The following is a 26,032-nucleotide window of genomic DNA, read 5'->3' on the forward strand; positions in this document are numbered from 1 at the left end:
AAACCTATTGTTTCAATCAATGAAAGAGTATCAACTTCACCTTGCAATGTCGCCCTCGTTTCACCCATGACCTTATTTTTCTCAGAAAATATCAAGGTCAAGAAGGAACTTCAGGTAGAAGTTGAAACTATTTTACGGTGGGGACGAGGGGGCTTGAGACATCGTAGGTTTCTACGGCCTGCTGACCACCCACCGAGTCCATAAGCTGAACTAGAACCTTAGCTTTAAGGTCGCTGTCTTCCGGGGTTCCCCAGACTACCTGCGTCCCGTCCACCATTTCTAGGGTAATGGTTGATGCAGAGTCAGCCTTAGCCTCAGATACCTGAGACAAAATCGAGGTCGGCAGGGCCGCCAGCACACCGGTTACGGTACTAAAAGCAGCCGATCCCAGAATATCCAGGCCTCCGGCAACCAGCGGAACACCGGCGTCCTCAACCGACGCTGCGGTGCCCAGTTGCATGCCCTCATTGTCGACCAGCACGAAGCTGCCCTCGTTCTCCACCACGGCCACGGGCACCCGCTCATGCAACTGCACTACCAGCTCGTGGGGCGGATTCGCCTGCAGGGTCACCCCGTAGAGCACGTTCTCGTTACCAATCAGAGAAGCAACCTCAGACTCGCTAATGCGGGTCATGGGCACCCCCTGGAGCTGGCTCAGCTGCTGCTGCACAGTAGCCTCATCCAGCAAAGAAGCGCCTTCTACCGTAATCGTCCGGGTAGCCAGCAGGGGCGAGAAGAAAACAACCCCCACAAAAATCAGGGTAGCGAGCACCAGGGCACCTGCCCCGTAGGCCCACTTCTTCCAGCTACCGGCTGCCCGACGTTTGGGGCGCAACTGCACGGGAGCAGAAGGCAGACTCTGAGGCTCGTTCTGCCCGCTCTGCCGCTCCTCTTCCTGGGCCTGGCGCCACTGGGCGAAACGGCTGTTTTCAGAGATATCCACCAGGTTATCGCCAGCCTCTGGTAGCTGGCTCACCTTAGCGGAGTTCAGGCGAATACGGGGCTTCTTTTCATCGGCCACTAGAGTGCAGAACCTTCACGGGCAGAAAGCTTCTCTACCAGCACCCGACCCAGGGCAGTCACGTCACCGGCACCAACCGTCATGATGATATCGCCGGGCAGGGCGGCGGCTACGACAGCGTCAATCGCCTGGTCGGTGCTCTCAGCGTAGTGTACCTCGGAGAAACCGGCCTCGGTGATGAGACGGCTGGTTACGCCCTCCATGGGCTTCTCGCGGGCAGGGTAGATATCGAGCACGTAGCTGCGGTCAGCCTGAGACAGCGACTCAGCGAACTCGGTAGCGAACTCCTTGGTGCGGGAGAAAAGGTGGGGCTGGAAAATTACGTAGAGGTTGTGCCCGGCAGCGACCGTACGGCCGGTTTCCAGGGCGCGGTGTACTTCGGTGGGGTGATGGGCGTAGTCATCAAAGACCTTAACCCCGGCAGCTTCACCGCGCAGGGTAAAGCGGCGGTCAGTACCCGAGAAGTGGGCCAGCGCCTTCACGGCCTCTTCGGGGCTGGCGCCTGCCAGCAGGGCACAGACAAAGGACGCCGTAGCGTTGAGCTGGTTATGAATGCCGGGCACCGGCAGGGTCAGGGTAATCTGCCCCGCGAACTGCTGGCCGCCTACGGCAAAGTCCCAGACCAGGTTCGAAGAGCAGTCGGTTCCTTCAGAGGTGATACCGGTCAGGCGAACCATGGCGCCCTCCCCCTCACCGTAGGTGACAACCTGCACACCGGCGTCCGCGGCCTGAGCAGCGAGGGCGGCTGCGCCGGCGTCGTCAGCGCAGGTCACGAAGACACCGCCGGGCGCCATAGAGGCGATAAAGCGGTTGAAGGCCTCGAAGACCCGCTCGTTGGTGCCGTAGAAGTCCAGGTGGTCGGGCTCAGCGTTGGTAATAACCGCAATCTCGGGGCGGTAGCGCACAAAAGAGCCGTCGGATTCATCGGCTTCAGCCACGAACCAGGACTCCGGCCCGGACGCCCCCAGGTGGGCATTGGTGTTATAGCCGGCGATGGTAGAGCCGACCGCAAAAGAGGGGTCCAGCCCCAGGCCGTCTAGCATCACCGAAATCATGGATGAGGTGGTGGTCTTGCCGTGGGTACCGGCAACCGCGATCACCTTGGAGTCGCGCATGGTCGCCGCCAGAGCTTCAGAGCGGTGCATCACGCGCAGGCCGCGGGCCCGGGCAGCAGCGAGTTCGGGGTTATCTTCGCGAATTGCGGTTGAAATCACCACGGTATCGATGCCCTCGATATTCTCGGCAGCCTGGGGCACCGATACCCGGGCACCCAGCTCTCGCAGGCTATCAACAGCGGCGCTTTCAGCCTGGTCAGACCCGCTCACGGTCATGCCAGCGCGCAGCATGAGCCGGGCGATAGCCGACATACCGGCCCCACCAATACCCACAAAATGCACCCGGCCCAGGTCGGCCAGGGTCGGACGCTCGGGGAAGGGAGGGTTGAGGGGTGCGGGAAGGTCGATTGAAAGATCCATTAGTGAGGTGCTCATACGCGGGCCGCCTTCAGTACTTCGTCTGCCATAACCTGCGCAGCATCGCGGATGCCGTGCCGGTAGGACTTTTCTGCCATGTCGGTAAGTTTATCGGTGTCTGCTAGCAGGGCCGGTACATTCTGACGGAACCAGCTAGCGGTGAAATCTGAGTCGTCCACCAGCAGGGCTGCCCCGGCCGCCACCAGAGAGCGGGCGTTGAGAGCCTGCTCGCCGTTACCGATGGGTAGGGGAACAAAGATAGCCGGTAGGCCCACGGCAGCGACCTCGCTGACGGTTGCCGCACCAGAGCGCACAATCATGAGGTCAGCAGCGGCGTAGACATCTTCCATGGAGGTAATGAACTCAACCTGCTGGTAGCCGGGGGCTGTGCGGAGCTGGCCGGACTCGTCCTTAACCGCCTTGTCACGACCGGTGATGTGCAGCAGCTGGTAGCCTGCCGGGCCAATCTCGTCGATGATTTCGGCAACTGCCCGGTTAAGGCTCAAGGCTCCCAGAGACCCACCGGTGACCGCCAGGGTGGGCAGGGCCGGGTCAAGGCCCAGACGCTCCCGGGCAGCCCCCTGTTCAGAAGCGCGGTCGAGGTCGGCGATGTTCTGGCGCATGGGCATACCCACGGTGCGAGCACCGGCGATGGGGGTATCGGGGAAGGCGGTAGCTACCAGGGCAGCCTTCTTCGCGCCCACCTTGTTGGCGAGGCCGGGCTTGGCGTTGGCCTCGTGAATCACTACGGGCACACCCAGCTTGCGGGCTGCCAGGTACATGGGGGTGCACACGTAACCACCCACGCCCACCAGGACGTCCGCCCCGGTATCGGTCAGAATCTTCTCGGCCTGCTTGAGCGAGGCCCGGAACCGGCCGGGGAACTTGATGGCGTCAAGGTTGGGGCGGCGGGGGAAGGGAACTTTCGGGATGAAGCTGATGTCGTAGCCCGCTGCCGGTACTAGCCGGGCCTCCATGCTGTTTTCGGTGCCGACGGTCATGATGGTGACGTCGGGCTCGCGCTCCTGGAGGGCTCGGGCGATAGCCAGCATGGGGTTGATATGCCCGGCTGTGCCTCCGCCTGCCAGCACGACAGTGGGTGCGTGGGTCATCAGGTTTCACTCCCTTAGTGTTCTGTTTCGACCCTTAGTTTACGCGGATTGGGCCACAGGTACATCTTGAGGCCCCTGGTCGTGAGCCACCTTACCCCCTTAGTGCTCCTCGGGGAGCTTGCGGGCTTTGCGGATAGTGCGCAGGCCAGCAGGGAGTTTTTGCTCCTTGGGGGTGGGGGCTTGCGGCTCGGTGGTCTGCGGCTTGGCTGCGGTGGTGGGCGCAACCGGGCGGGCAGGGTGCTGGGGCTGAGCCGCAGTGGTGCGGGTGTGAGCCTGCTGCACGCTGGCAGAGGGGCGGGCGCCGCTGGCCGAGCTAGAGCGTCGGGCCATAGCGGCCTCGGCACTGGCTTCAGCTGACAGGGGGCTTGACCGGCGGACGGTCTGGGCGGACGGACGCGCCGTAGCTGCCGAGGGCCTCACGGTGCGCGCACTCCCCTGGGCGCGTTGAGGGGCGGACGCCGCCGGGCGGGCCGGGGTGCGCCCGTCGACGAGGGCGCCCAGGCGGGTGGTGAGCTTATCGAGAGTCCAGCCTGTGCCGTCGGGGTCTGCGGCGATGATGGCCTGCTCCCGCTCAGCGATACGGGCCAGAGCAAGGCGGCGGGCGGCGTCCTTTTGCATCTTGCTGTTGGCGATGCCGGTACGCTCCCCCACAATCGGGTTGAGGGGGGTCTGTCGGGCAAAGGCGATGAGGATACCGATGCCGGTCAGTGACGAGACCAGGGCGGAACCACCGGCAGAAATAAAGGGCAGGGGCACACCGATGACGGGCATAAGCCCTACCACCATAGCGATGTTGAGCAGGGCCTGGCCGGCGATCCAGGTGATGATGCCAATGGTGGCGTAGCGAATAAAGAGGTCAGAGGAGCGCAGCAGGATACGCATAGCGCAGTAGATTAGGGCTGCGTAGAGCAGCAGCACAGCGATAGCACCAATCAGACCCAGTTCTTCACCGACCACCGCAAAAATATAGTCGTTGTGGGCTTCAGGCAGGTAGTTGTACTTCTGGCGGGACTGGCCCAGGCCCACGCCCCAGAAGCCGCCGGTAGCGAGTGCTGCCAGGCCAGAGTTGGCCTGGTCGCAGGTGGCCTCAACGCAGTCGCGCCAGAAGGCAAAGGTGTTGAAGAGACGCTCGATGCGGTTGGGGCTGATGGCTACCATCATGATGGCGGCCAAGGTGCCCAGGCCCGCGCTAATCATCACTAGCCCGCGGGAGGGGCGGGCTGCCAGGAAGATTGCGCTGAAGAAGAGGGCGTAGATGAGTACGGTACCCACGTCGTGGCCTGCCAGAATCAGGGTGACAATCAGGCCAAAGCCGAGGAGGGCGGGAATGAGCCCCTTGTAGGCGGTCTGGGCCAGGGTTCCCCGGTCGATGCGCCCCTGACGGGAGTAGACCGAGGCCAGCCAGAGAATCATGATGGGCTTGGCGAATTCTGAGGGCTGAATCGAGAAACCAGCGATGTTGATCCAGTTGCGGTTGCCGTTGACGGTGCTACCTACAAAAATCACGGCGATGAGCAGTAGGGCTGCTGCCCCCAGCAGGGTGTGCGCTACCCAGGGCCGCCGGTACCAGATGACCGGTACCAGGTAGCCCACGATCAGCATAGCAACGAGACCCAGTATCGCGAACATGCCCTGGGAGCGGGCCTGGCTGAAGGCACCTGCGCCCGATGAAATCTGTTCCACGCTTGAGGCAGAGAGCACCATCATCACGCCGAAGAGGGTGAGCACGGTGGCGGTCACTACCAGCACGATGGGCACATCGGTCAGCACCATGGATCCCAAACGTACCTGGGCGTTCTCCCAGGTGGTCCGGGATTTCTCCCACAGACGCCGAATCAAGCCAGGACGCTGCGGTGACCGGGGTTCTGCTGCCAGGCTCATAGTCTTTTCGCTTCTCTTCTCTCGGGTGAGGACGCCCCACCGTAGGTGCGGTTAAAGGTGAGGGAGGGTGGGAACCAGTGGTTACTGATTGCCCGCCCTCCGCACAGATAGGTTCTAGGAATTGATCTGGTTGACCAGGTCAGCTACCGCGTCGATGAAGGCGTTGCCGCGTTCAGCGTACGAGGTGAACTGGTCCATTGAGGCTGCTGCAGGGGCCATGAGCACGGTATCGTTCTGTTCCGAAATCTCGTGGGCCTTGGCAACCGCCAGTTTCATGACGGCCCGTCCGTCTCTGGCATCAGCCAGCAGGGAGCTCTCGCTGATCTTGTAGACCGGCACGTCCGGGGCCTGCTCAGCCAGGGCAGATACCAGGGCTGCGGTGTCGGTGCCGATCATGACCACGGCCTTGAGGCGGTCCTTGTGTTCAGCAACCAGCTCGTCGTAGGTCACGCCCTTCGACAGGCCACCGGCTACCCAAATCACGGGGTTGAAAGAGGCCAAGGAAGCATTCGCTGCGTGGGGGTTGGTGGCCTTAGAATCGTTGACCCAGAGTACCCCGTGGGTGTTGGCCACCAGCTGGATGCGGTGGGCGCCAGGTTCGTAGTTCTGCAGGCCTGCCTTGACCTGTTCAGGTTCAATACCGGCGGCCCGGGTCAGGGCAGCGGCAACCAGGGCGTTTTCTACGGTGTGCTTGGTCGGCAGCTGGCCGGTATCTGCTACCTCAGCCACTTCCAGGGCCTGGTTGCGGCGGTCGTCAAGGAAGGCCCGGTCAATGAGCAGACCGTCAATCACACCCAGCATGGAAAGACCGGGAGTATCTGCCCAGAAACCGATGGCGCGAGCGCCCTCGACGACGTCCGCCTCTTCGACCATCTGCACGATCTCGGGGTAGTTGGCATTGAAGATGCAGGCTACCTGGGTGTTCTCGTAGATACGGGCTTTATCGGCTAGATAGTTATCGTAGCCCTCGTGCCAGTCAACGTGGTCTTCTGCCACGTTGAGTACAACGGACGCCAGGGGTGACATGGAGTAGGTCCAGTGCAGTTGGAAGCTTGAGAGCTCAACGGCAAAGAAGTCGTAGTCAACGGGGTCGCGCAGGGCGTCCAGGATAGGGGTGCCGACGTTGCCCACGGCAATAGCCTTGTAGCCTGCGGTCTGCAAGATAGATTCGGTCATGCCCACGGTGGTGGTTTTACCGTTGGTGCCGGTAATGGCCAGCCAGGGGGCGACCTTGCGTCCTTCGCGCTGACGTAGACGCCAGGCCAGCTCAACGTCACCCCAGATTTGAATCTTCTGGGCTACAGCATCTGCCAGGATGCCCAGAGTAGGGGCAAGGCCGGGTGATGTGACGACCAGGTCAGCGGGCTGCCCCTCGACCAGGGGCAGGGCGTCCATGGCTCCGGTGCCCAGCACTGATCCGGCAGCGCCCACAATCTTGAGGGTATCGGCCTTACCGCGAGTAGCTTCGTTGTCGTTACCGTCCACCACGACCACGCGGGCGCCCAGTTCAATCAGGGTATCGGCAGCTGAAAAACCTGAGATACCCAAACCGGCTACGACCACGCGCAGGCCGGCCCAGTCAGACTCCCAGCTGGTCAGCTTTTCCAGGCGTTCATACCCGTAGACGGGGTTGGCATTAGTTGCCTGCATTAGAAAACACCTCCGTTGCTCAGTAGCCAGTCACCGTAGAAGATGCCCAATGCGATAGCCACAAACAGGCCAGCGAGAATCCAGAAGCGGATTACTACGTTCACTTCGGTCCAGCCCTTGAGCTCAAAGTGGTGTTGCAGGGGGGCCATGCGGAAGACGCGCTTGCCCCCGCTCATCTTGAAGTAGCCCACCTGAATAATGACGGAGAGGGCAATCATCACGAAGAGGCCTGCGATAATCGGCAGAAGCATCTGGGTGCGGGTGATGATAGCGAAAGCAGCTAGCGCACCGCCCAGGCCCAGGGAGCCGGTATCGCCCATGAAGATGGTGGCCGGTGAGGTGTTCCACCAGAGGAAGCCGATCAGGGCACCAATCAGGGAGGCAGCCAGCATAGCCATCTGCCCTGAATCGGGTACCTCGTAGCAGACGTTATCGAGGGAGCCGGGGGCGCACAGGTGCTGCTGCTGCCACATAGAAATCAGCAGGTAGCCGCTGAATACCATGATGGCAGCACCGGTTGCTAAACCGTCCAGGCCGTCGGTGAGGTTTACCGCGTTGGTGGTGGCGGTAGCAATCAGGTTGGCCCAGATGATGAAGAGGATAATACCCACCACAGGCCCGGCAAAGGCCAGATCGAGCCAGGAGATGTCGCGGGTGAAGGAGAGGTTGAAGGAGGCAGGTGACCAGCCGCGTTCGTCCTTAATCAGCAGGGCGCCCACAGCAAAGAGGGTACCGATCAGCCCCTGGAGCACAATCTTGCCCTTGGGGGTCAGGCCCTCACTCTGCTTCTTCCAAATCTTCTGGAAGTCGTCGATGAAGCCAACGCCAGCCATACCCAGCATGAGGAACATAGCCAAAAGAACCGAGGCGGACGGAGCCAGGCTAGTCCCGGTGAGCAGGGCTGAGAGGCCCAGGGCCAGGAAGAAACCGAGGACGGTTGCTGCCATCATCATGACACCGCCCATGGTGGGGGTGCCCCGTTTGGTCTGGTGTGAGGTGGGGCCGTCTTCGCGAATAAACTGGCCGAACTGCTGCTTCACCAACCATTTGGTGTAGAGCGGGGTTCCGGCGATCGAGATGATCAGGCCGAAAGCGGCAGCCAACAGGATAGAAATCATGCGGTGTCTGTGCCTTCCCGGTTATGAGTTATCTGTAGTCTTGGCGGCAGCATCGGGCTGGGCGCCACTGTCTGAGTTTAGTGCCTGAACAAAGTCACCGGCGCTTAACCAGGGCTGTGATTGCCCATTATCACGCTCGGTATGGGTGAGGTTGCCCTCATAGTCGGCAACTTTTTGCCCGAGAAGGCCCAGGCCAGCCCCATTGGAGGACTTGAAGAGGACGATATCACCCGGCTCAAGAGCGCCACGCAGGAGCTCGAAGGCTTCGTCGGTGCTGGCAACCCAGGTTGCCTCATTGCCCCAGGAACCTTCAAGGTGGGCGGTGTTGTAGATGGGCTTGGCAATATCCCCAACAGCAATGAGTTTGGAGATGTTGAGGCGTACGGCTAGCTGACCGATACGGTCGTGTTCGGTGAGGGTCTGGTCGCCCAGTTCCAGCATGGGACCGAGGACGGCCCAGGTGCGGTTGGTTGAGGGCAGACGGCCCAGCTGGGCTAGGGTCTGCAGGGCAGCGGTCATGGATTCGGGGTTGGCGTTGTAGGCGTCGTTAATGACGGTCACGCCGTCGGCCCGGTCGGTACGCTGCATGCGCCATTTGGAGGCTGCCCCAGCGGTGTTGAGCTGCTGGGCAATGCGGTCGGGAGCAATTCCTACCTGGTAGGCAACGGTGGCTGCCGCCAGAAGGTTATAGACGTGGTGTTCACCGATGAGCTGGGAGCTCACTTCGTAGGCCTGCCCGTCGGGGAAGGTCAGGGTGAAGGCGGGTTTGCCTTCATCGGTGGTGGTGAGGTTGGACGCCGTCATGCGGTTTTCTGCCACGCCGGGGTTAGCGGTGTGGGTTAGTTCCGCTTCGCGTCCTTCAACGCCGAAGTAGGTGACGGGGGTGGACGCCCGGTTCAGCATGCGCCTCACCCGGTAGTCGTCGATGTTCAGGCCCAGGCCCAGACGGACGCCCTCGGCCATCTCGCCCTTGGTTGCTTCGATGTTATCGACGCCACCAAATTCCCCGGCGTGGGCGGTGCCCACCTTGAGTACAACGCCGTAGTCCGGGGAAATCATATCGGTCAGGTACTTGATGTTACCTACCCGGTCAGCGCCCATCTCAATGACCAGATACTTGGTGTCTTCTTCGGCCCGGAAGACGGTCAGCGGTACGCCGACTTCGCCGTTGAAGGAGCCGATGGGGGCTACGGTCTTGCCCTCTGCCCCGAAGATGGCGGCCAGCAGGTCCTTGGTGGTGGTCTTACCCGCAGAGCCGGTAATACCCACGACCGTCACGTCGCCGCGCTCACGCAGGCGGGCCACGATGTAGGCGGCCAGACGGCCCATAGCCAGCACGACATCGTCCACCAGAATGGAGGGGTAGACCTGACCAGCAGCATCCTGAACCTCACGTTCAACAAGAGCTAGAGAGGCCCCCTGCTCGAAGGCGGCGGGTAAGAAGTTATGGCCGTCCGTTACCTCACCAGGCTTAGCGATAAAGAGGCAACCGGGGCCGACCTCACGGGAGTCAGTGGTAGCAGAAGTGCAGGTCAGGGCAGAAGCACCGGCGGAGTCTAAGCCCAGCAGGGTACCCGCTACAGCTTCTTCAATCTCAAGCGCTGAAAGTTCAATCATAGGTTTACCTTTAGGTTACTTCTGGTGGTTCTGGTAGGCCGGGAGCACGCTGAAACCGGCAGCCTGAAGAGCGCGGGCGGTCTCTACACGGTCGTCAAGCTCGATATCGGTACCGGCAACGTCCTGGGCTACCTCGTGGCCGCGGCCAGCAATCAGAATTGAGTCCTTGGGGCCAGCCAGGGCGATAGCTTCATCGATGGCAGCGGCGCGGGGCTCAATGTTGAGCACACGCTGGGCGCGGGCCCCGGCTTCAAGAGCTGCGAGTGCACCAGACTCAACAGCCTCGCGGATAGGGGCGGGGTCTTCGCCGTGGGGGTCGTCGTCGGTCACTACCACGATATCGGCGTAGGTGGCGGCGATTTCGCCCATCAAGGGGCGCTTGGTCTGGTCACGCTCACCGGTTGCACCGAAAACAATGATGACCTTGCCGTCCTCCTCTGCCGGCTCGATTGCTTCAAGCGCACGTTTCAGGGCATCGGGGTTGTGGGCGAAGTCCACCAGGGCGGTGGGCTCGGTGGAAATCAGCTGCATACGACCGGGCACAACGGGAGTCAGGGTCTCGGTACGGGCTAGCACTTCGGTAATACGGTCGCGCTCTAGCCCGTCGCGGGCGCTCTCAAAAACCATCACGGCGGCCAGCGCAGCGTTCGAGACGTTGAAATCAGCTGGAAGTAAGGTGGCGCTGGGCAGTTCAAAACCGTCGCCACGGCGCAGGGTAAAGGAGTGGCCAATACCGGAGCGCTCTACCTGCACCAGGGCCCAGTCCTGGGCAGCAAGGGAGGCGAGAGCGTCCGCCCCCGGCTCGTAACCGGCACCGAAGTTGGTAAAGAGGCGGACCACGGCGCGGGCCCCCAAAGCCTGAACTGCGCGCTCTGCCATGGCAAGGCCCCAGCGGTCGTCGGCGGTAATGACGGCGCGGCGGGTGCGGGCCGGGGTGAAGAGCTCGGCCTTGGAGTCGAAGTAGCTCTCCATGGTGCCGTGCAGGTCTAGGTGGTCCTGGGTGAGGTTGGTAAAGCCCGCAATGTCGTAGCGGATGCCATCGACACGGCGGTAATCCAGGGCATGGGATGACACCTCCATCGCTGCGCTGGTAATACCCTGCTCACGCATCAGAGCGATAAGGGAGTGCACGTGGGGGGACTCGGGAGTGGTGAGCTTAGAGGGAATAGCCTGACCACCGGCAAGAATCTCGATGGTACCGATCAGGCCGGTAGTGTGACCCAGGGCCTGCATGATCGAGTTGGTCATGTAGGTGGTGGTGGTCTTGCCGTTGGTACCGGTCACCGCAAAAAGGCGGGGTGCTCCCCCGCTGCTGGGCTGGGAGGCATAGATACGGGCAGAGAGCGGCCCCACAGCGGCCCGTACCTGGTCGGTGGTCACAAGGCCCAGCCCCTCTGGGAGCCCCAGGTCACGGGCAATAGCAAGGCCAGCCTCATCGGTCAGCAGGGCGGACGCTCCCAGCTCGATAGCTGCGGGCAGGAAGGCAGCCCCGTGCACCTTAGCACCGCCCAGGGCAACGTAGAGGTCGCCGGGCTGCACCTCGCGAGAGTCCATGGTGATACCCGTGATAGGGCGGGCGGACGCCTGCACTAGCTGCGCTCCTAACCCCACCTCGGTCAGCCAGTCGGCGACCTCAGCGCCGGTGCGCTCGGTAACCTGACGGGGGCGCAACGTCTGGGCGCTACCCTCAAGTGCTCGGTTTTCTGTCACAGGCTTTCCCTCCAATAGGCGGTCAATCGTTGAGGTGCGCCCTCGGGCGCGGGTGCTAGTAGGGTCTACTTTAGCCGTTTTCGTCGTGGCCCTCAGCGAACTTAGGGGTCTCTTGCGGCTCAGTGGTGGAACGCGGCACATTGTAGATGTGCAGGGTTTTCTCCATAATCTCCGCGAACTGGGCCGTAGCGTTGGCCAGGCCAACAGCCGATGCCGTGGTCTGCGGACGGTGCATGGTTACCGAGACCAGGAAGCGGGGGTTCTCGGTGGGAGCGACCCCCACAAATGAGGTAGCCCAACCGTCATAGGTACTAGAACCCTCACCCACGTTTTCTGCGGTACCGGTCTTACCGGCAACCCGGTAACCGTTAATCTGGGCACCTTTCGCACCACGACCCTGGTACACGACAGCTTCCATGACCTGGAGGGTCTTCCGGGCGGTTTCTTCACTCACCATGCGGGTACCTTCAGCGACCTCGCGGACTTCCTCGGTGCCGTCCGTATCAATCACAGCATCAATAATTCGGGGCTTGAGCATAACCCCCTTATTCGCCACAGCCTGGAAAATCATTGAGGTCTGCAGGGCCGACTGGGCAACGCCCTGGCCAAAGAGAACCGTGTACTGCTGGCGGATATCCCAGTCCCGCCAGTCACTGACCAGGCCCTGGGATTCGCCGGTTAGCTCAATACCGGTGAACTCCCCCATGCCAAACTTCTTAAGCCAGTTGTATCGCTGCTCCTTGGTGAGCTTGCTACCCATCATGACGGTACCGGTGTTCATCGAGTCAGCAATAATACCGGCAACAGTGCGCTTCTGGGCGGGGTGCACGAAAGGATCAGTAATGGTCTGCTGGTCAATTTCGAGCTCAGCAGGCACATCGTAAACGGTCTCAGGTTCAGCGATACCCTCTTCAAAGACGGCAGCAATGGTCAAAATCTTCTCGGGAGAGCCAGGCTCAAAAACCTGGGTGATAGCGCGGGGGTTCATATCGGCTAGCTCAAAGCGCTCAGCGCCGGGGTCCATCGTCGAAGAATCCGCTAGGGCCAGGATAGAGCCGTCGCGCACGTCCATCACAATAGCCGTTCCCCACTCGGCTTTCAGCTCCTCAGCGCGGGCCTTGACCACCTGCTGGGCAAAGTACTGTACATCCTGGTTAATGGTCAGGCGCACACTCTTGCCGTCCTGGGCGGGGGTGTTTTGTTCATCCCCGATAGGGATGCGGATGCCGTCGGCTGAAATTTCGTAGATGCGTTCGCCATCAATACCGGCCAGGTACTCCCCCATGGTGCGTTCAATACCCACCGAGTTATTCACCTGGCGGGTCTCGCCGCTGGTACCGTCCACGGCTTCTTCAATAATGCTAAAGCGGCCCACCACCGAGCCACCTACCTGGCCATTGGGGTACTTACGATCAGACAGAATCTCACCGTAAATATAGGGAGCGCCCAGGGCATCGACCTTGTTATAGATCGCAGGAGTAACGTTCTCCTTCACAATCTTGTATTTGAGGTCGCCATCGAGCGCCGCCTTCACATCGGCGTCACTCATTTCAAGAATATCGGCCAGCTCATACACTAGCTCGGTGGGAGTCACTTCGACCGGGTCACGGCTTTCCTCGGTGTAGCGCTTAAAGTTAGCCACGGCAGACTGATCAACGGTGATATTGTAGCGCTGCACGCTACGCGCTAGCACGTTGCCGTTAATATCGAGAATCTCTCCACGCAGGGCCGGAATGGTCTGCTTACGGGTACGCTGGGCTTTCGCAGCATCGGCTAGACCGTTCGAATCAAGACCCTGCAACCAGGCAAGGCGCAGGCCCACGACGCCCAGGCCACCGATACCCAGGGTACCCGCGATAAAGCCACGCCTCCCTACGGTGCGTTTGATGCCCTGGACGGGTTCGTTCTGCTCAGTGCCGCTCATCGTCCCCTATTTCTCTTCTGCTGTGATTCACTCTTACCTCCGGTTGCCTAGCCCGAGGTTACCTGCTGGCTCAGAACGCGAACAGGTGCCCACCACTGAGGCAGGCACCGTATCACGCGCTTGCTATTGACCGCCTGCGCTCGCCGCAGTGGACGGCTGGGCTGAGGTCTGGGCCGCGGGTGAGGCGCTGGCAGGAGCTGAGGCCTGGGCACTTGCTGAAGCGGCCGCGCTGGCTGATGCTTCTGCTGAGGCCTTGGCTTCGGCTTCTTCCTTCTTGCGCTGTTCCTCGGCCCGGGCGCTGGCCTCTTCGTAGGCCTGGGTGTCGGCCAGGGCAGGGGGTGCAATCAGGTTCTTTGTTGCGGCTTCGCCTTCAACCGCAGCCAGGGGGGTGCCGGTAATTTCACCGGTTTGCAGGTCGAGAGTGGCCTGGCTAGAGGCAGCTACCAGCCCTAGCTGGCTTGCGCGGATAGCCAGGTCCTGGGGGGCCTGGTGGAATTCGATTTCCTGGGCCAGGGCCTCATTCTGCTGGATGAGGGCCTGCTCTTGAGCTCGTAGCTCAACCAGGTCGTACTGGCGGGAGGCCATGACGATGCTCAGCACCAGCACGGTGAGCAGGGCAACGAGCATGGCGCCCAGGGCCACGAAGACGCGCCAGCGGTTGGAGGTAGCGCGCAGGGCCCGGGAGCGTGAGAGAGGACGGCGGGCGGGGGCTGCTTCTTGGGGTTCATCGCGCACCACAGACAGGCGGGGCTTGTTCAGCTGCCCGCCCTCGTCGGTTGAGGTGGGGAAACGGGGTTCCGCGCTCATCGTGTTGCCTTTGGTGTCTTGATTTTTTCTGCTGCCCTCAGTTTTGCGGACGCCGCCCGCGAGTTCTCTTCAATTTCCTGCTCGGTGGGGGGTTCAGCACCGCGGGTAATGATTTTGAGTTCGGGTTTGTGTTCTTCGAGCTCAACGGGAAAGCCCTTGGGGGCGCTGGAGGTGGCCCGGGCGGTGAAGGCTCGTTTGACAATTTTGTCTTCTAGGCTGTGGTAGCTCATGGCCACGCAGCGTCCGCCCAGGTTGAGGGCGTCGATTGCTGCCGGTATGGCACGCTCTAGGGCATCGAGTTCGTGGTTGACCTCGATGCGCAGGGCCTGGAAGGTGCGCTTGGCGGGGTGGCCGCCCTTGCGCTGGGCGGCTACGGGCACGGCCTGCTGAATTACTTTGACCAGCTGGCCGGTCGTCTCAAAAGGACGCTCGGCGCGGGCCGCCACGATACGGGAGGCAATGCGGGCTGCGAATTTTTCTTCACCCCACTGGCGGATGATGCGGCGAAGCTCTGCTTCTTCGTAGGTGTTGACCACGATAGCGGCGGTGAGCTCCTCGGTGTTGTCCATACGCATATCGAGCGGGGCGTCGTAGGAGTAGGCGAAGCCGCGTTCACGCTCATCGAGCTGCATGGACGATACGCCCAGGTCAAAGAGCACGCCGTCGACCTGGGTGACGCCGGCTTCTGCCATAGCGCGGGGAATCTCGTCGTACACGGCGTGTACGGGGATGAAGCGGTCGCCAAAGCGGGCCAGGCGCTCACCGGCGAGCTTGTGAGCCATGAGGTCCCGGTCAATACCAATGAGGGTGAGGTCTTCGAAGCGCTCAAGCATAGCTTCAGAATGGCCGCCCATGCCCAGGGTTCCGTCGATGACGACGGCACCGGGGCGGGAAATTGCGGGCGCGAGGAGGTCGAGGCAGCGGTCAAGCATGACCGGCACGTGCCTGTCTTTGGCGTCCTTGCCGGGTGAGAGGTTCTCTACCTGAGTCAAGGGGTGCTCCTCGCGTTGGTGGTTTTGTGGTCCGCTGTCTTTTGGGGTTAGAGCATGAGCCCTGGCAGGATCTCATCGTCGGTGCCGGAGAAAGCTTCTTCCTGTTCTTTCAGGTAGGCCTCCCAGGCTTCGGTGCTCCATATTTCTGCTCGTGAGCCTGCGCCGATGACCGTGAGGTCTTTTTCTAGCCCAGCGTAGTCTCTGAGGTTTTGAGGTATGGTGATTCGCCCCTGCTTATCGGGCACCTCGTCTGAGGCCCCCGATAGAAAAACTCGGATGTAGTCTCGCGCCTGCTTTGACGACAGTGGAGCTGTGCGCAGCTGTTCGTGGATGCGCTCAAACTCGGTCATGGTAAAGACGTATAGGCAGCGCTCCTGCCCGCGCGTGAGCACTAGACCTGCTTCTAGTTGCTCGCGAAATTTCGCGGGAAGAATCAGGCGCCCCTTGGCGTCCAGACGCGGGGTGTGGGTTCCGAGGAACATGGCACCACCGCCTCTACCTGTCGCCTGTGCTCCCCCTAGCAAGCGGGGAAACTACATCAGTGTTGTTCTATCCCCTCCACTTTACTCCACTACGCCCCACCGAATGTACCAAATACGGAATTTTTACCGGGTTTTTGAGTGTTTTCACACGGAATATGACGGTTGCGACCGATTCTGCTACAGGGGCCCATCTCGGCCCCTTTCACTGAGGCCAGCCCGCCGCTCTGTATATAACTTTGAAGGCATACAAAAAACCGCCCGGCACAAACCGGGCGGTTAATGTATAGGGGTGGGAAGGAGACTAGAAACGGGAGCCGCCTTGGCGTTCGTCCCACTTATTTTCGAGGTTCTGCATGAAGCGGGAATTGCCCTTAGCTTTTGAGGTGGCTGGGCGGGCGGACGCTCCACCACCGGTAGCTTTCGCGCCCTTGGGGGCGGTGGTGGCAAAGTAGACTCCGGCGGCGGCTAGCACGAAGCCAAGAACGCCGAGAAGAATGATCTTGGTGGATACCCCGGCAATAATAACGCCCAGGCCAACAACGGCAACGAGGGCACCAATGACCAGGTTGCGGGGAGAAGAGGTAACAGCGGGAGCCACCAGGGGCTGGGGGCCGGTCATGGTTGACGCGAAGGCGGGGTCTTCGTTGAGCTGCTTTTCGAGCTGGGCAAGAAGTTCCTGTTCCCGTTCTGAAAGCGCCATGGTGTCTCCTTAGCTTGTGCGGTGAGCCCCAACGCGCTGAATGAGGCAGGGTGCCTATGTGCGAGCGCGCGTCAGGTTGTCTCCCCATCTTACCGGTTGCTCTTGAGGGCAGCCTAGCTGCTCCCTGAAAATGACCTTGCATTTCATTGCTGTTTTCGACTGCCAGGAGTGAGCAGGCTAGCGGGTAGGAGGCCCTTGGCACCGAAGCGGGCGTTGATGGTGTCCATGGCGTTTTCCGCTTCTTCCCATTCTTCGGCAAGGGAATCCTGGGTCGGCTGGGCAGCCTGGTGAGCCGCCCCTGGTGAGCCTGGGGTGAAGAGTTGCATCTGCACACCGGCGTCCCGTCCTTCAAGTTTTTCTGCGCGCACGCCGAGCAGGCGTATTGGCCGATGGGAGGAGCCGTCCGCCTGTAAAACTTCGAGCTGCTTGAGGTGGGCAATGACGGCGTCGAACATGACGCGGCCAGATACGGTTGCAAGGGGTAGGGGGCAGGAGCGGGTGAGGGTTTCGAAGTCCGAGTAGCGGATTTTGAGGCTGAGGGTTCGGGTTTGCCGCCCGGCGGCCCGCAGTCTGCGGGCTACGGTCAGGCAGAGGGTGTAGAGCTCGGCAGCGATCGCTTCGACATCGGTCTGGTCAGTGGTAAAGGTATGTTCGGCTCCGATTGATTTTTCGATGCGCTCGGGGGTGACCTCGCGGCGGTCTATGCCGCGGGCTAGTTCATAGAGGTGCAGGCCTGCCGCTTGCCCGCAGCGACCCTGGAGCCAGGGCAGGTCGCATTCCCGCAGCTGGGCAACGGTATGAATGCCCAGCCCCTCAAGGTAGGCGGCGCTTTTAGCTCCGACGCCCCAGAGCTTGCCCACCGACAGGGGGTCCAGGAACTCCTGCACCCGGTGGGGCGGGACCACCCAGAGGCCGTTGGGTTTGGAACCGGCTGAGGCCATCTTGGCAACGAATTTACTCGATGAAATCCCTACGGAGCTCGGTAGGCCCAGCTCGGTTTTAATGCGGTCGCGGGCCTGCTGGGCGATGTCGACGGGGCTCCCCTGGGCACGGACGGCGCCGGTAATATCCAGAAAAGCTTCATCTACACTGACCTGCTCTAGGCGGTCGGTGATAGCTCCCAAGATAGTCATGACCTGGGCCGAGTAGCTGCGGTAGTGGGCGGACGGCTCCAGCAGCAGGGCAGCTGGGCAGATCTGGCGGGCGCGGGCCAGGGGCATGGCTGAGCGCACCCCGTAGCGGCGGGCTTCGTAGGAGGCGGAGAGGACGACCGAGCGCGGCGAGTTGCGGGCAACGATGAGCGGACGCCCGCGCAGGGCAGGCTGGGAAAGAAGTTCAACGTTGACAAAGAAGGCGTCCATATCGAGGTGCATGATGATGCGGGCAGGGGCATCCGCACGCACACCCTGAGTAGACTGCTGGCCCATGAACCCCACCCCCATCTATCGAAACTATGTTCTAATTTATCCTAGCCAGTCAGGTACGTTTTGACCAGGCGCAGGCCCCTATCTACTAGACTGGTGTGCAGAGCTATCCCCAGACCCAAGGACGTCATGACCCCCCAGCCAGCCCCCGCTACCGGCCCCGACGAGTCCGCAGCCTACCTTGAGGCTCTCGAAGCCGAAATGGGCCGCTTTTTTGATACCCAGCAGGAACTTATGGCGACCGTCTCGGTTGAGACCCTGCCCCTGTTGGAGTCCGTCCGCGCCCTTTCTACCGGCGGTAAGCGCCTTCGGGCGCTGCTAGCCTACTGGGGCTACCGCGGGGCAGGTGGAGCGGGAGTGACCGAGTCCATCGTTCGGGCGGGTGTGGCGATTGAGCTCTTCCAGACCGCTGCCCTGATTCACGATGACATTATAGATGCCTCCGATACCCGACGGGGCGCCCCGAGTGTGCACCGCCGGTTTGAGGCCATGCACCGGGAACTGGGCTATAAGACCAGCCCCTCATCCTTCGGGGTCTCAAGCGCTATCTTGGCCGGCGATTTATGCCTGTCGTGGTCAGAAATGGTGTTCTCGTCTATTCCTGAGCTCACCGCCGCCAGTGAGGCCCGCTTTATCTTTGACCTGATGCGCACTGAGGTCATGGCCGGCCAGTACCTCGATATTGTGGGCGAAGTCGTTCCCGAAGAAGAGCCAGAAGTTGCCCTTGAACGGGCCAAGAACGTAATCCGCTATAAGGCCGCTAAATACTCCTGCGAGCACCCCATCGCCCTGGGCGGAGCCTTGGGGCTAGGCTTGCCCCACAGCCAGGACTCTGCGCTGCTTGATGGCTACCGGGCCTTTGCCCTGCCCCTGGGCGAGGGTTTCCAGCTGCGCGATGACGTGCTGGGGGTCTTCGGCGAGCCAGAAACCACCGGCAAGCCTGCCGGCGATGACCTGCGTGAGGGTAAGCGCACCGTCCTCACGGCCTTTACCGCGATGAAGGTTTCTGCCGACCAGCGGGCCTTCCTCGAAGGCTCCCTGGGCTCCCCTGCCCTGGGGGCAGAAACCATCGAAGAGCTCCAGGACCTCATGCGAGACTCCGGTGCCCTCCAGTCCGTTGAAGAGATGATCCAGGCCAAGGGGGACGAGGCCCTAGCTACCCTTGAGGCCCTCACCCTCGAAGCGTCAGTGCAGCAGGCTCTGCGGGCCATTGCGGCCAAGGCCCTGCACCGCTCCTTCTAGAGCAGCACTAGCATCTATCAGGTAAGAGAACAGCAGGCTCACACCGGAGTGTGAGCCTGCTGTTCTCTATCTAAATCTTTAAAAGCCTTACCAGGCCAGGGCCGAGGCGCGGCGGCGGATTTCGGTCTTGCGACCGTCAATCAGGGCGTCGATAGGACGGCCGGGCAGGGTCTCGTCAGCGGTGTAGAGCCAGACGATAGCTTCTTCTGCTGTGAAACCGGCATCGGCCAGTACGCTCAGGGTGCCTTTGAGGGGCTCAAGCACGCGGTCTTCACGCATGAAAAGAGCGGGGACCTTACGGACGCCGGTTTCGGGGTCGCGCACGGCCAGCAGGGTTCCGTCAGCCAGCAGGTTATGGACGCGGGTGACCTTGAGATCAAGGGCTTCTGCGATATCGGGGATGGTCAGCCAGTCGCCAACCAGAGCAATTACTTCGGGTGTAGTTTTTTCATCAGTCACCTATCCATTGTGCCCCAGAAACCGGGGAATCGGTAGGCAAGCCCGCCCGGGAGCTCCTAAGGCGGGTTTTCGGCCTCTTCCCAGGGGCCGCCCGTACAATGGTGAGGATGACTGATGACTTCTCTGCTGCCCCCTGGCTGACCGGGGTGATATTCAAGGGCCATTTTGAGGTGGGCCACCTGATTGCGCGCGGTGGCATGGCCGAGGTGTACCATGCGGTTGACCTGTGGTCAGATAACCCGGTGGCGCTCAAGGTGCTACTCCCCCATCTCTCTACCGACCCCGCCCAGCAACAGAAGTTTTTTAGGGAGGGCTCGGCACTCAAGAAGATTCAGCACGAGAACGTGGTGGGCGTCATCGACGAGGGCACCGAGCTGGTGCACGGCCAGCAGGTCATGTTCCTGGTGCTGGAATACGTGCACGGCTGCACCCTGGCCCAACTCATGCAGCTGCGCCCGGTGCTGTCGGTGGGCGAGATGCTCGATGTCATGATCCCTGCGGTTGAGGGCCTGTCTGAGGTGCACGCCCACCACCTGATCCACCGCGATATCAAGCCCGCAAACATTCTCTTAGAGGCCGATACAGAGGGCGTTAAGCTCTCCGACTTTGGTCTGACGCGCAGGGCCGATCAGAGCGCAACCGGCCAGCTCATGGGCACCCCCTCCTTTGTGGCTCCCGAGATTCTCGACGTTGCCTCACCCGTCGGGCCTCCTGCAGATATTTTTGCCCTGGGCGTGATGATGTACCGCATGCTCACCGGCCGTATGCCTTTCGCCGGGGCCGATAACGACCAGCAGGTGCTCTACCACAACATGAACACCGACATTCCCTCGCTCACCCACCTGGCTGAGGGCATCTCGTCCGATATCGCGGGTGTGGTGAGCTGGTGCACCCGCCGCAACCCCCGCGACCGCCCCCAGGACGCCACCGAACTCTACCGGGCCCTGCGCGATATTGAGGCCCGCGCCAGCGAGCAGGAAAAGGGCTACCGCCTAGATCAGGTAGACCAGCCCACTACCACCCTCTGGGAGGACGTCGCCGACATCGCCGAACAGTCGGGGCGGGTACGCCACGGGCAGACCGCTATCACCGGCTTTGGGGCCGCCGATGACCTACTCGATGCAGGTTCTTCTGGCCCGCTCAGCGAACACGAGCAGGCTGTGCGCTCTGCCGCGGACGCCCCCGTTGAGGTCTATGCCCCCACCGGCTTCCCCGGGGTTGGGCCCAAGACCGAAACCCAGGCCGTCCTCGATGCCCAGCTCTCTGAGCATGAAGCTGACCAGGACCCAGCGGTGGTCGAGCACCCCCCTATCTCGGCCGGCTATAACCGGCAGCGGGCTGCCGCCTACCGTAGCGAGCGCGCGGACGCCACACCCGCGTCCGCCCCGCAAGCGGCCTCGGCGCGCCCCACCGACCCCGCCCAGTGGACTGACGCGCAGCGGCGTACCCCGGCTGAGAGGTGGCGCCCACCCCTCTCCCCAGCGGCCCTGGCCCTGATCCTAACCCTGATACTGCTGGGCTTTGTGACCGCAGGTTTTGTGGGCTGGTGGCTGGCCAGCCTTATTCTCTAGCACCCGCCCGCTCTTGCCCGGCTCTAGAGCCCGTCTAGAAGCCACACAAAGAAAAAGCCGCCGTAGCCCTGCTCTTGAAACCTGTGTTCAAGAGGCAGGCAACGGCGGCTTGCTCTGTGCCCTGTGGGCCTGGGCCTTAGCGGCGGGCCAGGTACTCAGCGACCTGGAAGGCGATTTCCAGGGACTGCTGGTGGTTCAGACGCGGGTCACAGAGGGTCTCGTAACGGTCTGCGAAAGCTGCTTCTTCGATGGGGTCAGAACCGCCCAAGCATTCAGCAACGTCGTCGCCGGTCATCTCTACGTGGATGCCGCCGGGGAAGGTGCCCAGGGCCTCGTGCACCTCGAAGAAGCCCTGAACCTCGTTCATGACGTCATCGAAGCGGCGGGTCTTGTAACCGGACGGTACGGAGATGGTGTTACCGTGCATGGGGTCGGTGACCCATACGACCTTGGCGCCTTCCTTCTGCACGCCCTCAACGATGGCGGGCAGGTTTTCGCGGATCTTGCCGGCGCCCATGCGGGTGATGAAGGTCAGGCGGCCGGGCTCGCGGTTGGGGTCCAGCTTGTCGATCAGGGCCATGGCGTCGTCGGCAGTGGTAGTGGGGCCGAGCTTGACGCCGATGGGGTTGCGAACCTTGGAGAGGAAGTTGACGTGGGCATCGTCCAGGCCGCGGGTACGCTCACCGATCCAAAGGAAGTGGGCGGAGGTGTCGTAGGGCAGGTGGGTGCGGGAGTCAACGCGGGTCATGGCACGCTCGAAGTCCAGCAGCAGGGCCTCGTGGCCGGTGTAGACGTCGGTGGTCTTCAGGGGGCCGAAGTCGGTGCCGCAGGCTTCCATGAACTTAATAGCGCGGTCGATTTCACCGGCGATGGACTCGTAGCGGGCGTGGGCAGGGTTGGAGGTGAAGCCCTTGTTCCAGGAGTGCACCGAGCGCAGGTCAGCGAAGCCGCCCTTAGTGAAGGCCCGAATCAGGTTAAGGGTGCTGGCGCTGGTGTGGTAGCCGCGCAGCATACGGTTGGGGTCGTGCACACGGGATTCTTCGGTGAAGTCAAAGCCGTTGACCATTTCACCGCGGAAGGAGGGTAGGGTGACGCCGTCACGGGTTTCGTCGTTCGATGAGCGGGGCTTAGAGAACTGCCCTGCCATACGGCCCATCTTAACCACGGGCATAGAGGCACCGTAGGTCAGCACAACGGCCATCTGCAGCAGGGTGCGCACACGGCCTGAAATCTTATCGGCGGTAGCACCAGCAAAAGTTTCGGCACAGTCGCCGCCCTGCAGCAAGAAGGCTTCACCTTCAGCAACGCGAGCCAGGTCGGCGCGCATCTGGTCAACCTCACCGGCAAAAACCAGCGGAGGAACGCTGTTCAGTTCATTGATGACGGCAGTAAAGTCGAGGTGCTCAGCCCACTGGGGGTGCTGGTCGATGTGCAGGGAGCGCCACTCTTCGAGTTCGGGGAAGTCGTTCGGGGTGGGTACGGCGCCGGGGTTGGTCACGGGGTGACTCCTTTGTATATGGTCGCTAGAGCCTAGCTGAGGGTTAGGCTCTTGTCTCTTATTCAAAAGTATTGGGGCTTAGGTGTAGGGTTCAAAGCTGTGTCCACCATGTGACATACAGCTCTTAGAACGGGAGCGGACGAGCTAGGAGCGGGTTTCAAGCAGACGACTGGTGGCCTCGTCCGCACTGATTCCTTCAGCCGTCATAAGCTTCTTAACGTCGGCCGCATAGACCGGGGTGATGGGGCGGCCGGTCATCTGGCTAATCCGCTCAATAACCAGGTCTGCCAGTTCCCGCTGGGCAGCCCATTCGTCGTCCCGCCCCATATAGGGGGTCACATCGATGGGTTCACCGATGACGGTCTTCACCCGGATCGGTTTGCCGTCCTTCCGCAGGCGCAAGCGGTTGGAGCCAGGCACCTGCACATCCTCGTTACCGAACTGGGCAACGGGGATAATGGGGACGCCGGCCTCCAGAGCCAGGCGGGCCACACCAATTTTGGCCCGGTAGAGGCGAGCATCGGGGCTACGGGTCCCCTCGGGGTAGATACCCACGAGCTTGCCCTCGCGCAGGGCGGCAACGGCAGCAGCCAGAGATTCAGCTGATTTAGCGCCACCGGAGCGGTCAATAGGTAGCTGGCCCACCGAGGTGAAAAACCACTTCATCACACGCCCCTTAACACCTGGCGTAGTGAAATAATCTGACTTAGCCAAGAAGAACACCTGACGCGGTGCCGCAAGGGGCAAGAAAATAGAGTCAATAAAAGACACGTGGTTACTTGCCAAAATAGCGCCGCTTGCTGCCGGGATATTTTCAGCCCCCACAACCTCGTGGTGATAGGCCCGCTGCAAGAAGGGCTTGAGCACGGTGCGTAGCTGCATATACATGGTGTCTCTCCTTGCGATAGAGCAATGTCAGGGGTCTCGTGGCTAAAGCAGTCAGCGAGCGGCTTTCCACTACATATTGTATGCCCGAGGGCGACCAGCTCAGAAACAGGAGTTACAAAGCCCTCCCCAACGAGGTGAAGCTATTCCCCTCAGAGCGTCACACCCGCAAAAAGTGGGGTTTTAGCCGGGGGCGGGCTGTAAAATGGCCAGGAAGAACCGCGTGCCCGGCATCGTCGCCAGCGCACCTTAGCCCTCCCCCGCCGCCGGGGCCCGTTAGAGACAAGGTAACACCGTGAAAGAAATTCACTCCCCCCAGATTGTTACTGTTGATCCGGCAGTCAACATCACCGACATGGTGGAACGCCGCGCTCAGGACAGCCGCAATCCTCTGGTCTACCGGGTGCAGAAATCAACCGGCAACTGGGTGCCTGTCACCGCCAAGGACTTCCGCCGTCAGGTCATTGATCTGGCTAAGGGCCTTATGGCAGCAGGTATTGGGGCAGGCGACGTCGTTGGCATTATGAGCCGTACCCGCTACGAGTGGACCCTGATTGACTTCGCTATCTGGTACGCGGGCGCTGTATCTGTACCCGTCTATGAGACCTCATCTCCTGCCCAGGCTGCCTGGGCCCTGTCGCACTCCGGCGCCAAGGCTGTCTTCGTTGAGAACAGCAAACTGGCAGACGTCATTGGGCAGGCTCGTGAGCTCACCGATGAGGAGCTCTCCCTCGATGCTCTCAAGGACGTCTGGGTCATCGAAGATTCGGTTCTCCCCACCCTGGTCTCCGGTGGGTCTTCTATCTCTGACGAGGATGTCGAAGAACGCCGTTCCCTCGCCAACCTCGATACCGTGGCCACCATCGTCTATACCTCCGGCACCACCGGCCGCCCCAAGGCCTGCCCGATTACCCACGGTAACTTCGTCCGTCTCTCTGCCAATACCAAGCTCACCATCCCTGAGATTGCCAACGAGACCAACTCGACCCTGCTCTTCCTGCCCCTGGCCCACGTGCTGGGTCGCCTGATTCAGATACTGGCTTTCGACGCGGGTCTGACGGTAGGCCATGCCCCCAACATCAAGAACCTCTCCACCGACCTGGCGTCCTTCCAGCCCACCATGCTGCTGGTTGTGCCCCGCGTCTTTGAAAAGGTCTACGAGGGAGCTATCAAGAAGGCGGAAAAGGGCGGCAAGGTCAACGCCAAGCTCTTCCAGCGATCAGTGGACGTCGCTATCAAGTGGTCCCAGGCCAAGATTGCGGGCAAGATGACCCGCACCCTCACCCTGCAGCACAGGTTCTACGACAAACTGGTCTACTCCAAGCTGCGCAACGCCATGGGCGGCAAGGTACGCTTCGCGGTATCCGGCGGCGGACGTCTGGCCCCCCACTACGGCCACTTCTACCACGCTGTGGGCATCGAGGTCGTTGAGGGCTACGGCCTGACCGAGACCACCGCGCCCCTGGCCGTTGGCCGCATCCGTAACTTTGATATCGGCAACGTGGGTACCCTGATTCCCGGTGGCTCTGCCCGTATCGCTGAGGACGGCGAACTCGAGTTCAAGGGCATCGGCCTTATCTCTGGCTACCTCAACAACCCCGAAGAGAACGCTGCGGCCTTCACCGAGGACGGCTGGTTCCGCACCGGCGACCTGGCCCGTATCGACGATGACGGCAAAATCTTTATTACCGGCCGCAAGAAGGAAATCATTGTGACCGCCGGCGGTAAGAACGTCATGCCGGTACCCGCCGAAGACCGCCTGCGCCAGTCCCCCTTCGTCTCCCAGGCCATGCTGGTGGGCGACGAGAAGCCCTTCATCTCGGCACTCATTACCCTGGACCCAGACGTCCTGCCCGATGAGCTCGAGCGCATCGGGCTGCCCCGCACCCTCTCCCTCAAGGAGGCCTCCACCAACCCCCGCGTCCGTGAGGCTATCCAGAAGTTCATCGACGACGCCAACGCCTTTGTGTCGAGGGCCGAGTCTATCCGCGAGTTCCGCATTCTTGATAAGGACTTCACCGAGGCTGAGGGGCACCTGACCCCCTCCATGAAGGTGCGCCGCAAGCAGGTGCTGGCTGACTTCAACTCCTATGTTGAAGATATGTACAACCGCACCAAGTCCACCGTGACCGAGACCGCCGCGCATACCGCTGAGCGTGTTCAGGAGCTGCGTGCCGAGCAGACCGAGAAATGGGACCAGTTCAAGGCTGTGCAGGCTGAGAAGATTCAGGAGTTCACCGAAACCCAGGGGCAGAAGCTGCACGAGCTGGCAGATAAGATCCAGCAGGTCGCTCCCCTACCCGGAGCGAAGGACAAGGACGCCGCCAGCAGCTCGGATGCCGACGAGCAGGTTGAGAAGGCCGCTAGTGACTGGGTAGAGGTCACCGAGGCAGAAAAGGACTCTCAGTAAAGTACACGACCCCCGTTCCTGTTATCAGGAGCGGGGGTCGTGCGTTAGGTGGGTTAC

Annotated in this window: 20 protein-coding genes; 3 read left to right on the forward strand and 17 right to left on the reverse strand. The window is 61.5% G+C overall.

Annotated features, from left to right (window positions below):
* Positions 1-127: 127 nt before the first annotated feature.
* The 14 genes from L6762_RS02630 to dinB all read right to left on the reverse strand — a co-directional run bounded on the left by L6762_RS02630 (position 128) and on the right by dinB (position 17,913).
* Positions 128-1,021, reverse strand: a complete 894-nt coding sequence (locus L6762_RS02630) for a cell division protein FtsQ/DivIB (RefSeq protein ID WP_237185433.1) — start codon at positions 1,019-1,021, stop codon at positions 128-130.
* A complete protein-coding gene (murC, locus tag L6762_RS02635; protein ID WP_237185434.1) occupies positions 1,021-2,511 on the reverse strand; it encodes a UDP-N-acetylmuramate--L-alanine ligase in 1,491 nt (496 codons plus the stop codon). Before murC ends, L6762_RS02630 begins: the two co-directional genes overlap by 1 nt.
* Positions 2,508-3,605, reverse strand: a complete 1,098-nt coding sequence (gene murG, locus L6762_RS02640; protein ID WP_237185435.1) for an undecaprenyldiphospho-muramoylpentapeptide beta-N-acetylglucosaminyltransferase — start codon at positions 3,603-3,605, stop codon at positions 2,508-2,510. The genes murC and murG overlap by 4 nt, the downstream gene beginning before the upstream one ends.
* 99 nt (positions 3,606-3,704) lie before the next feature.
* The gene (locus L6762_RS02645) at positions 3,705-5,486 is read right to left on the reverse strand and encodes an FtsW/RodA/SpoVE family cell cycle protein (protein ID WP_237185436.1); all 1,782 of its coding nucleotides are present in this window, start codon (positions 5,484-5,486) and stop codon (positions 3,705-3,707) included.
* A gap of 114 nt (positions 5,487-5,600) precedes the next feature.
* A complete protein-coding gene (murD, locus tag L6762_RS02650) occupies positions 5,601-7,136 on the reverse strand; it encodes a UDP-N-acetylmuramoyl-L-alanine--D-glutamate ligase (RefSeq protein WP_237185437.1) in 1,536 nt (511 codons plus the stop codon).
* Positions 7,136-8,254 carry a phospho-N-acetylmuramoyl-pentapeptide-transferase gene (gene mraY / locus L6762_RS02655; RefSeq protein WP_237185438.1) on the reverse strand — a complete coding sequence of 373 codons (1,119 nt, stop codon included), beginning with the start codon at positions 8,252-8,254 and terminating at the stop codon, positions 7,136-7,138. Before mraY ends, murD begins: the two co-directional genes overlap by 1 nt.
* Positions 8,255-8,275: 21 nt before the next feature.
* Positions 8,276-9,871 (reverse strand): UDP-N-acetylmuramoyl-tripeptide--D-alanyl-D-alanine ligase, encoded by a 1,596-nt coding sequence (locus tag L6762_RS02660; protein ID WP_237185439.1) that lies wholly within the window; start codon positions 9,869-9,871, stop codon positions 8,276-8,278.
* Between the two features lie 15 nt (positions 9,872-9,886).
* Positions 9,887-11,581 carry a UDP-N-acetylmuramoyl-L-alanyl-D-glutamate--2,6-diaminopimelate ligase gene (locus tag L6762_RS02665; RefSeq protein ID WP_237185440.1) on the reverse strand — a complete coding sequence of 565 codons (1,695 nt, stop codon included), beginning with the start codon at positions 11,579-11,581 and terminating at the stop codon, positions 9,887-9,889.
* 70 nt (positions 11,582-11,651) lie between these two features.
* Entirely contained in the window at positions 11,652-13,505 is a 1,854-nt protein-coding gene (locus tag L6762_RS02670; RefSeq protein ID WP_237185441.1) for a peptidoglycan D,D-transpeptidase FtsI family protein, read from the reverse strand.
* Between the two features lie 123 nt (positions 13,506-13,628).
* Positions 13,629-14,312, reverse strand: a complete 684-nt coding sequence (locus L6762_RS02675) for a hypothetical protein (protein ID WP_237185442.1) — start codon at positions 14,310-14,312, stop codon at positions 13,629-13,631.
* The gene (gene rsmH / locus L6762_RS02680) at positions 14,309-15,304 is read right to left on the reverse strand and encodes a 16S rRNA (cytosine(1402)-N(4))-methyltransferase RsmH (RefSeq protein ID WP_272878681.1); all 996 of its coding nucleotides are present in this window, start codon (positions 15,302-15,304) and stop codon (positions 14,309-14,311) included. The genes L6762_RS02675 and rsmH overlap by 4 nt, the downstream gene beginning before the upstream one ends.
* 47 nt (positions 15,305-15,351) lie before the next feature.
* Positions 15,352-15,786: a division/cell wall cluster transcriptional repressor MraZ gene (gene mraZ / locus L6762_RS02685; protein WP_135011380.1), complete on the reverse strand. Its 435-nt coding sequence runs from the start codon at positions 15,784-15,786 to the stop codon at positions 15,352-15,354.
* A gap of 301 nt (positions 15,787-16,087) precedes the next feature.
* Complete coding sequence (locus L6762_RS02690) at positions 16,088-16,486, reverse strand: DUF3040 domain-containing protein (RefSeq protein WP_237185443.1); 399 nt, start codon at positions 16,484-16,486, stop codon at positions 16,088-16,090.
* Positions 16,487-16,629: 143 nt separating this feature from the next.
* Positions 16,630-17,913 (reverse strand): DNA polymerase IV, encoded by a 1,284-nt coding sequence (gene dinB / locus L6762_RS02695; protein ID WP_237185444.1) that lies wholly within the window; start codon positions 17,911-17,913, stop codon positions 16,630-16,632.
* Positions 17,914-18,039: 126 nt separating this feature from the next.
* On the opposite strand from dinB, the gene L6762_RS02700 reads away from it, so the two are divergent.
* Positions 18,040-19,152, forward strand: coding sequence for a polyprenyl synthetase family protein (locus L6762_RS02700; RefSeq protein WP_237185445.1), 1,113 nt, complete (start codon positions 18,040-18,042; stop codon positions 19,150-19,152).
* 87 nt (positions 19,153-19,239) lie between these two features.
* Here the strand turns inward: L6762_RS02700 and L6762_RS02705 are convergent, their stop codons facing one another.
* Positions 19,240-19,611, reverse strand: coding sequence for an Rv2175c family DNA-binding protein (locus L6762_RS02705; protein WP_237185446.1), 372 nt, complete (start codon positions 19,609-19,611; stop codon positions 19,240-19,242).
* A 107-nt stretch (positions 19,612-19,718) separates the two neighbouring features.
* Here L6762_RS02705 and L6762_RS02710 point away from each other — a divergent pair, with 107 nt between their 5' ends.
* Entirely contained in the window at positions 19,719-21,182 is a 1,464-nt protein-coding gene (locus tag L6762_RS02710) for a serine/threonine protein kinase (RefSeq protein WP_237185447.1), read from the forward strand.
* A 136-nt stretch (positions 21,183-21,318) separates the two neighbouring features.
* Here the strand turns inward: L6762_RS02710 and L6762_RS02715 are convergent, their stop codons facing one another.
* Entirely contained in the window at positions 21,319-22,680 is a 1,362-nt protein-coding gene (locus L6762_RS02715; protein ID WP_237185448.1) for a class II 3-deoxy-7-phosphoheptulonate synthase, read from the reverse strand.
* A gap of 144 nt (positions 22,681-22,824) precedes the next feature.
* A complete protein-coding gene (locus tag L6762_RS02720; RefSeq protein WP_237185449.1) occupies positions 22,825-23,568 on the reverse strand; it encodes a lysophospholipid acyltransferase family protein in 744 nt (247 codons plus the stop codon).
* Positions 23,569-23,860: 292 nt separating this feature from the next.
* Here L6762_RS02720 and L6762_RS02725 point away from each other — a divergent pair, with 292 nt between their 5' ends.
* Positions 23,861-25,975, forward strand: a complete 2,115-nt coding sequence (locus tag L6762_RS02725) for an AMP-dependent synthetase/ligase (RefSeq protein WP_237185450.1) — start codon at positions 23,861-23,863, stop codon at positions 25,973-25,975.
* Positions 25,976-26,032: the final 57 nt, after the last annotated feature.

This window comes from Rothia nasimurium (assembly GCF_928381705.1).
Taxonomy (GTDB): Bacteria; Actinomycetota; Actinomycetes; order Actinomycetales; family Micrococcaceae; genus Rothia; species Rothia nasimurium_G.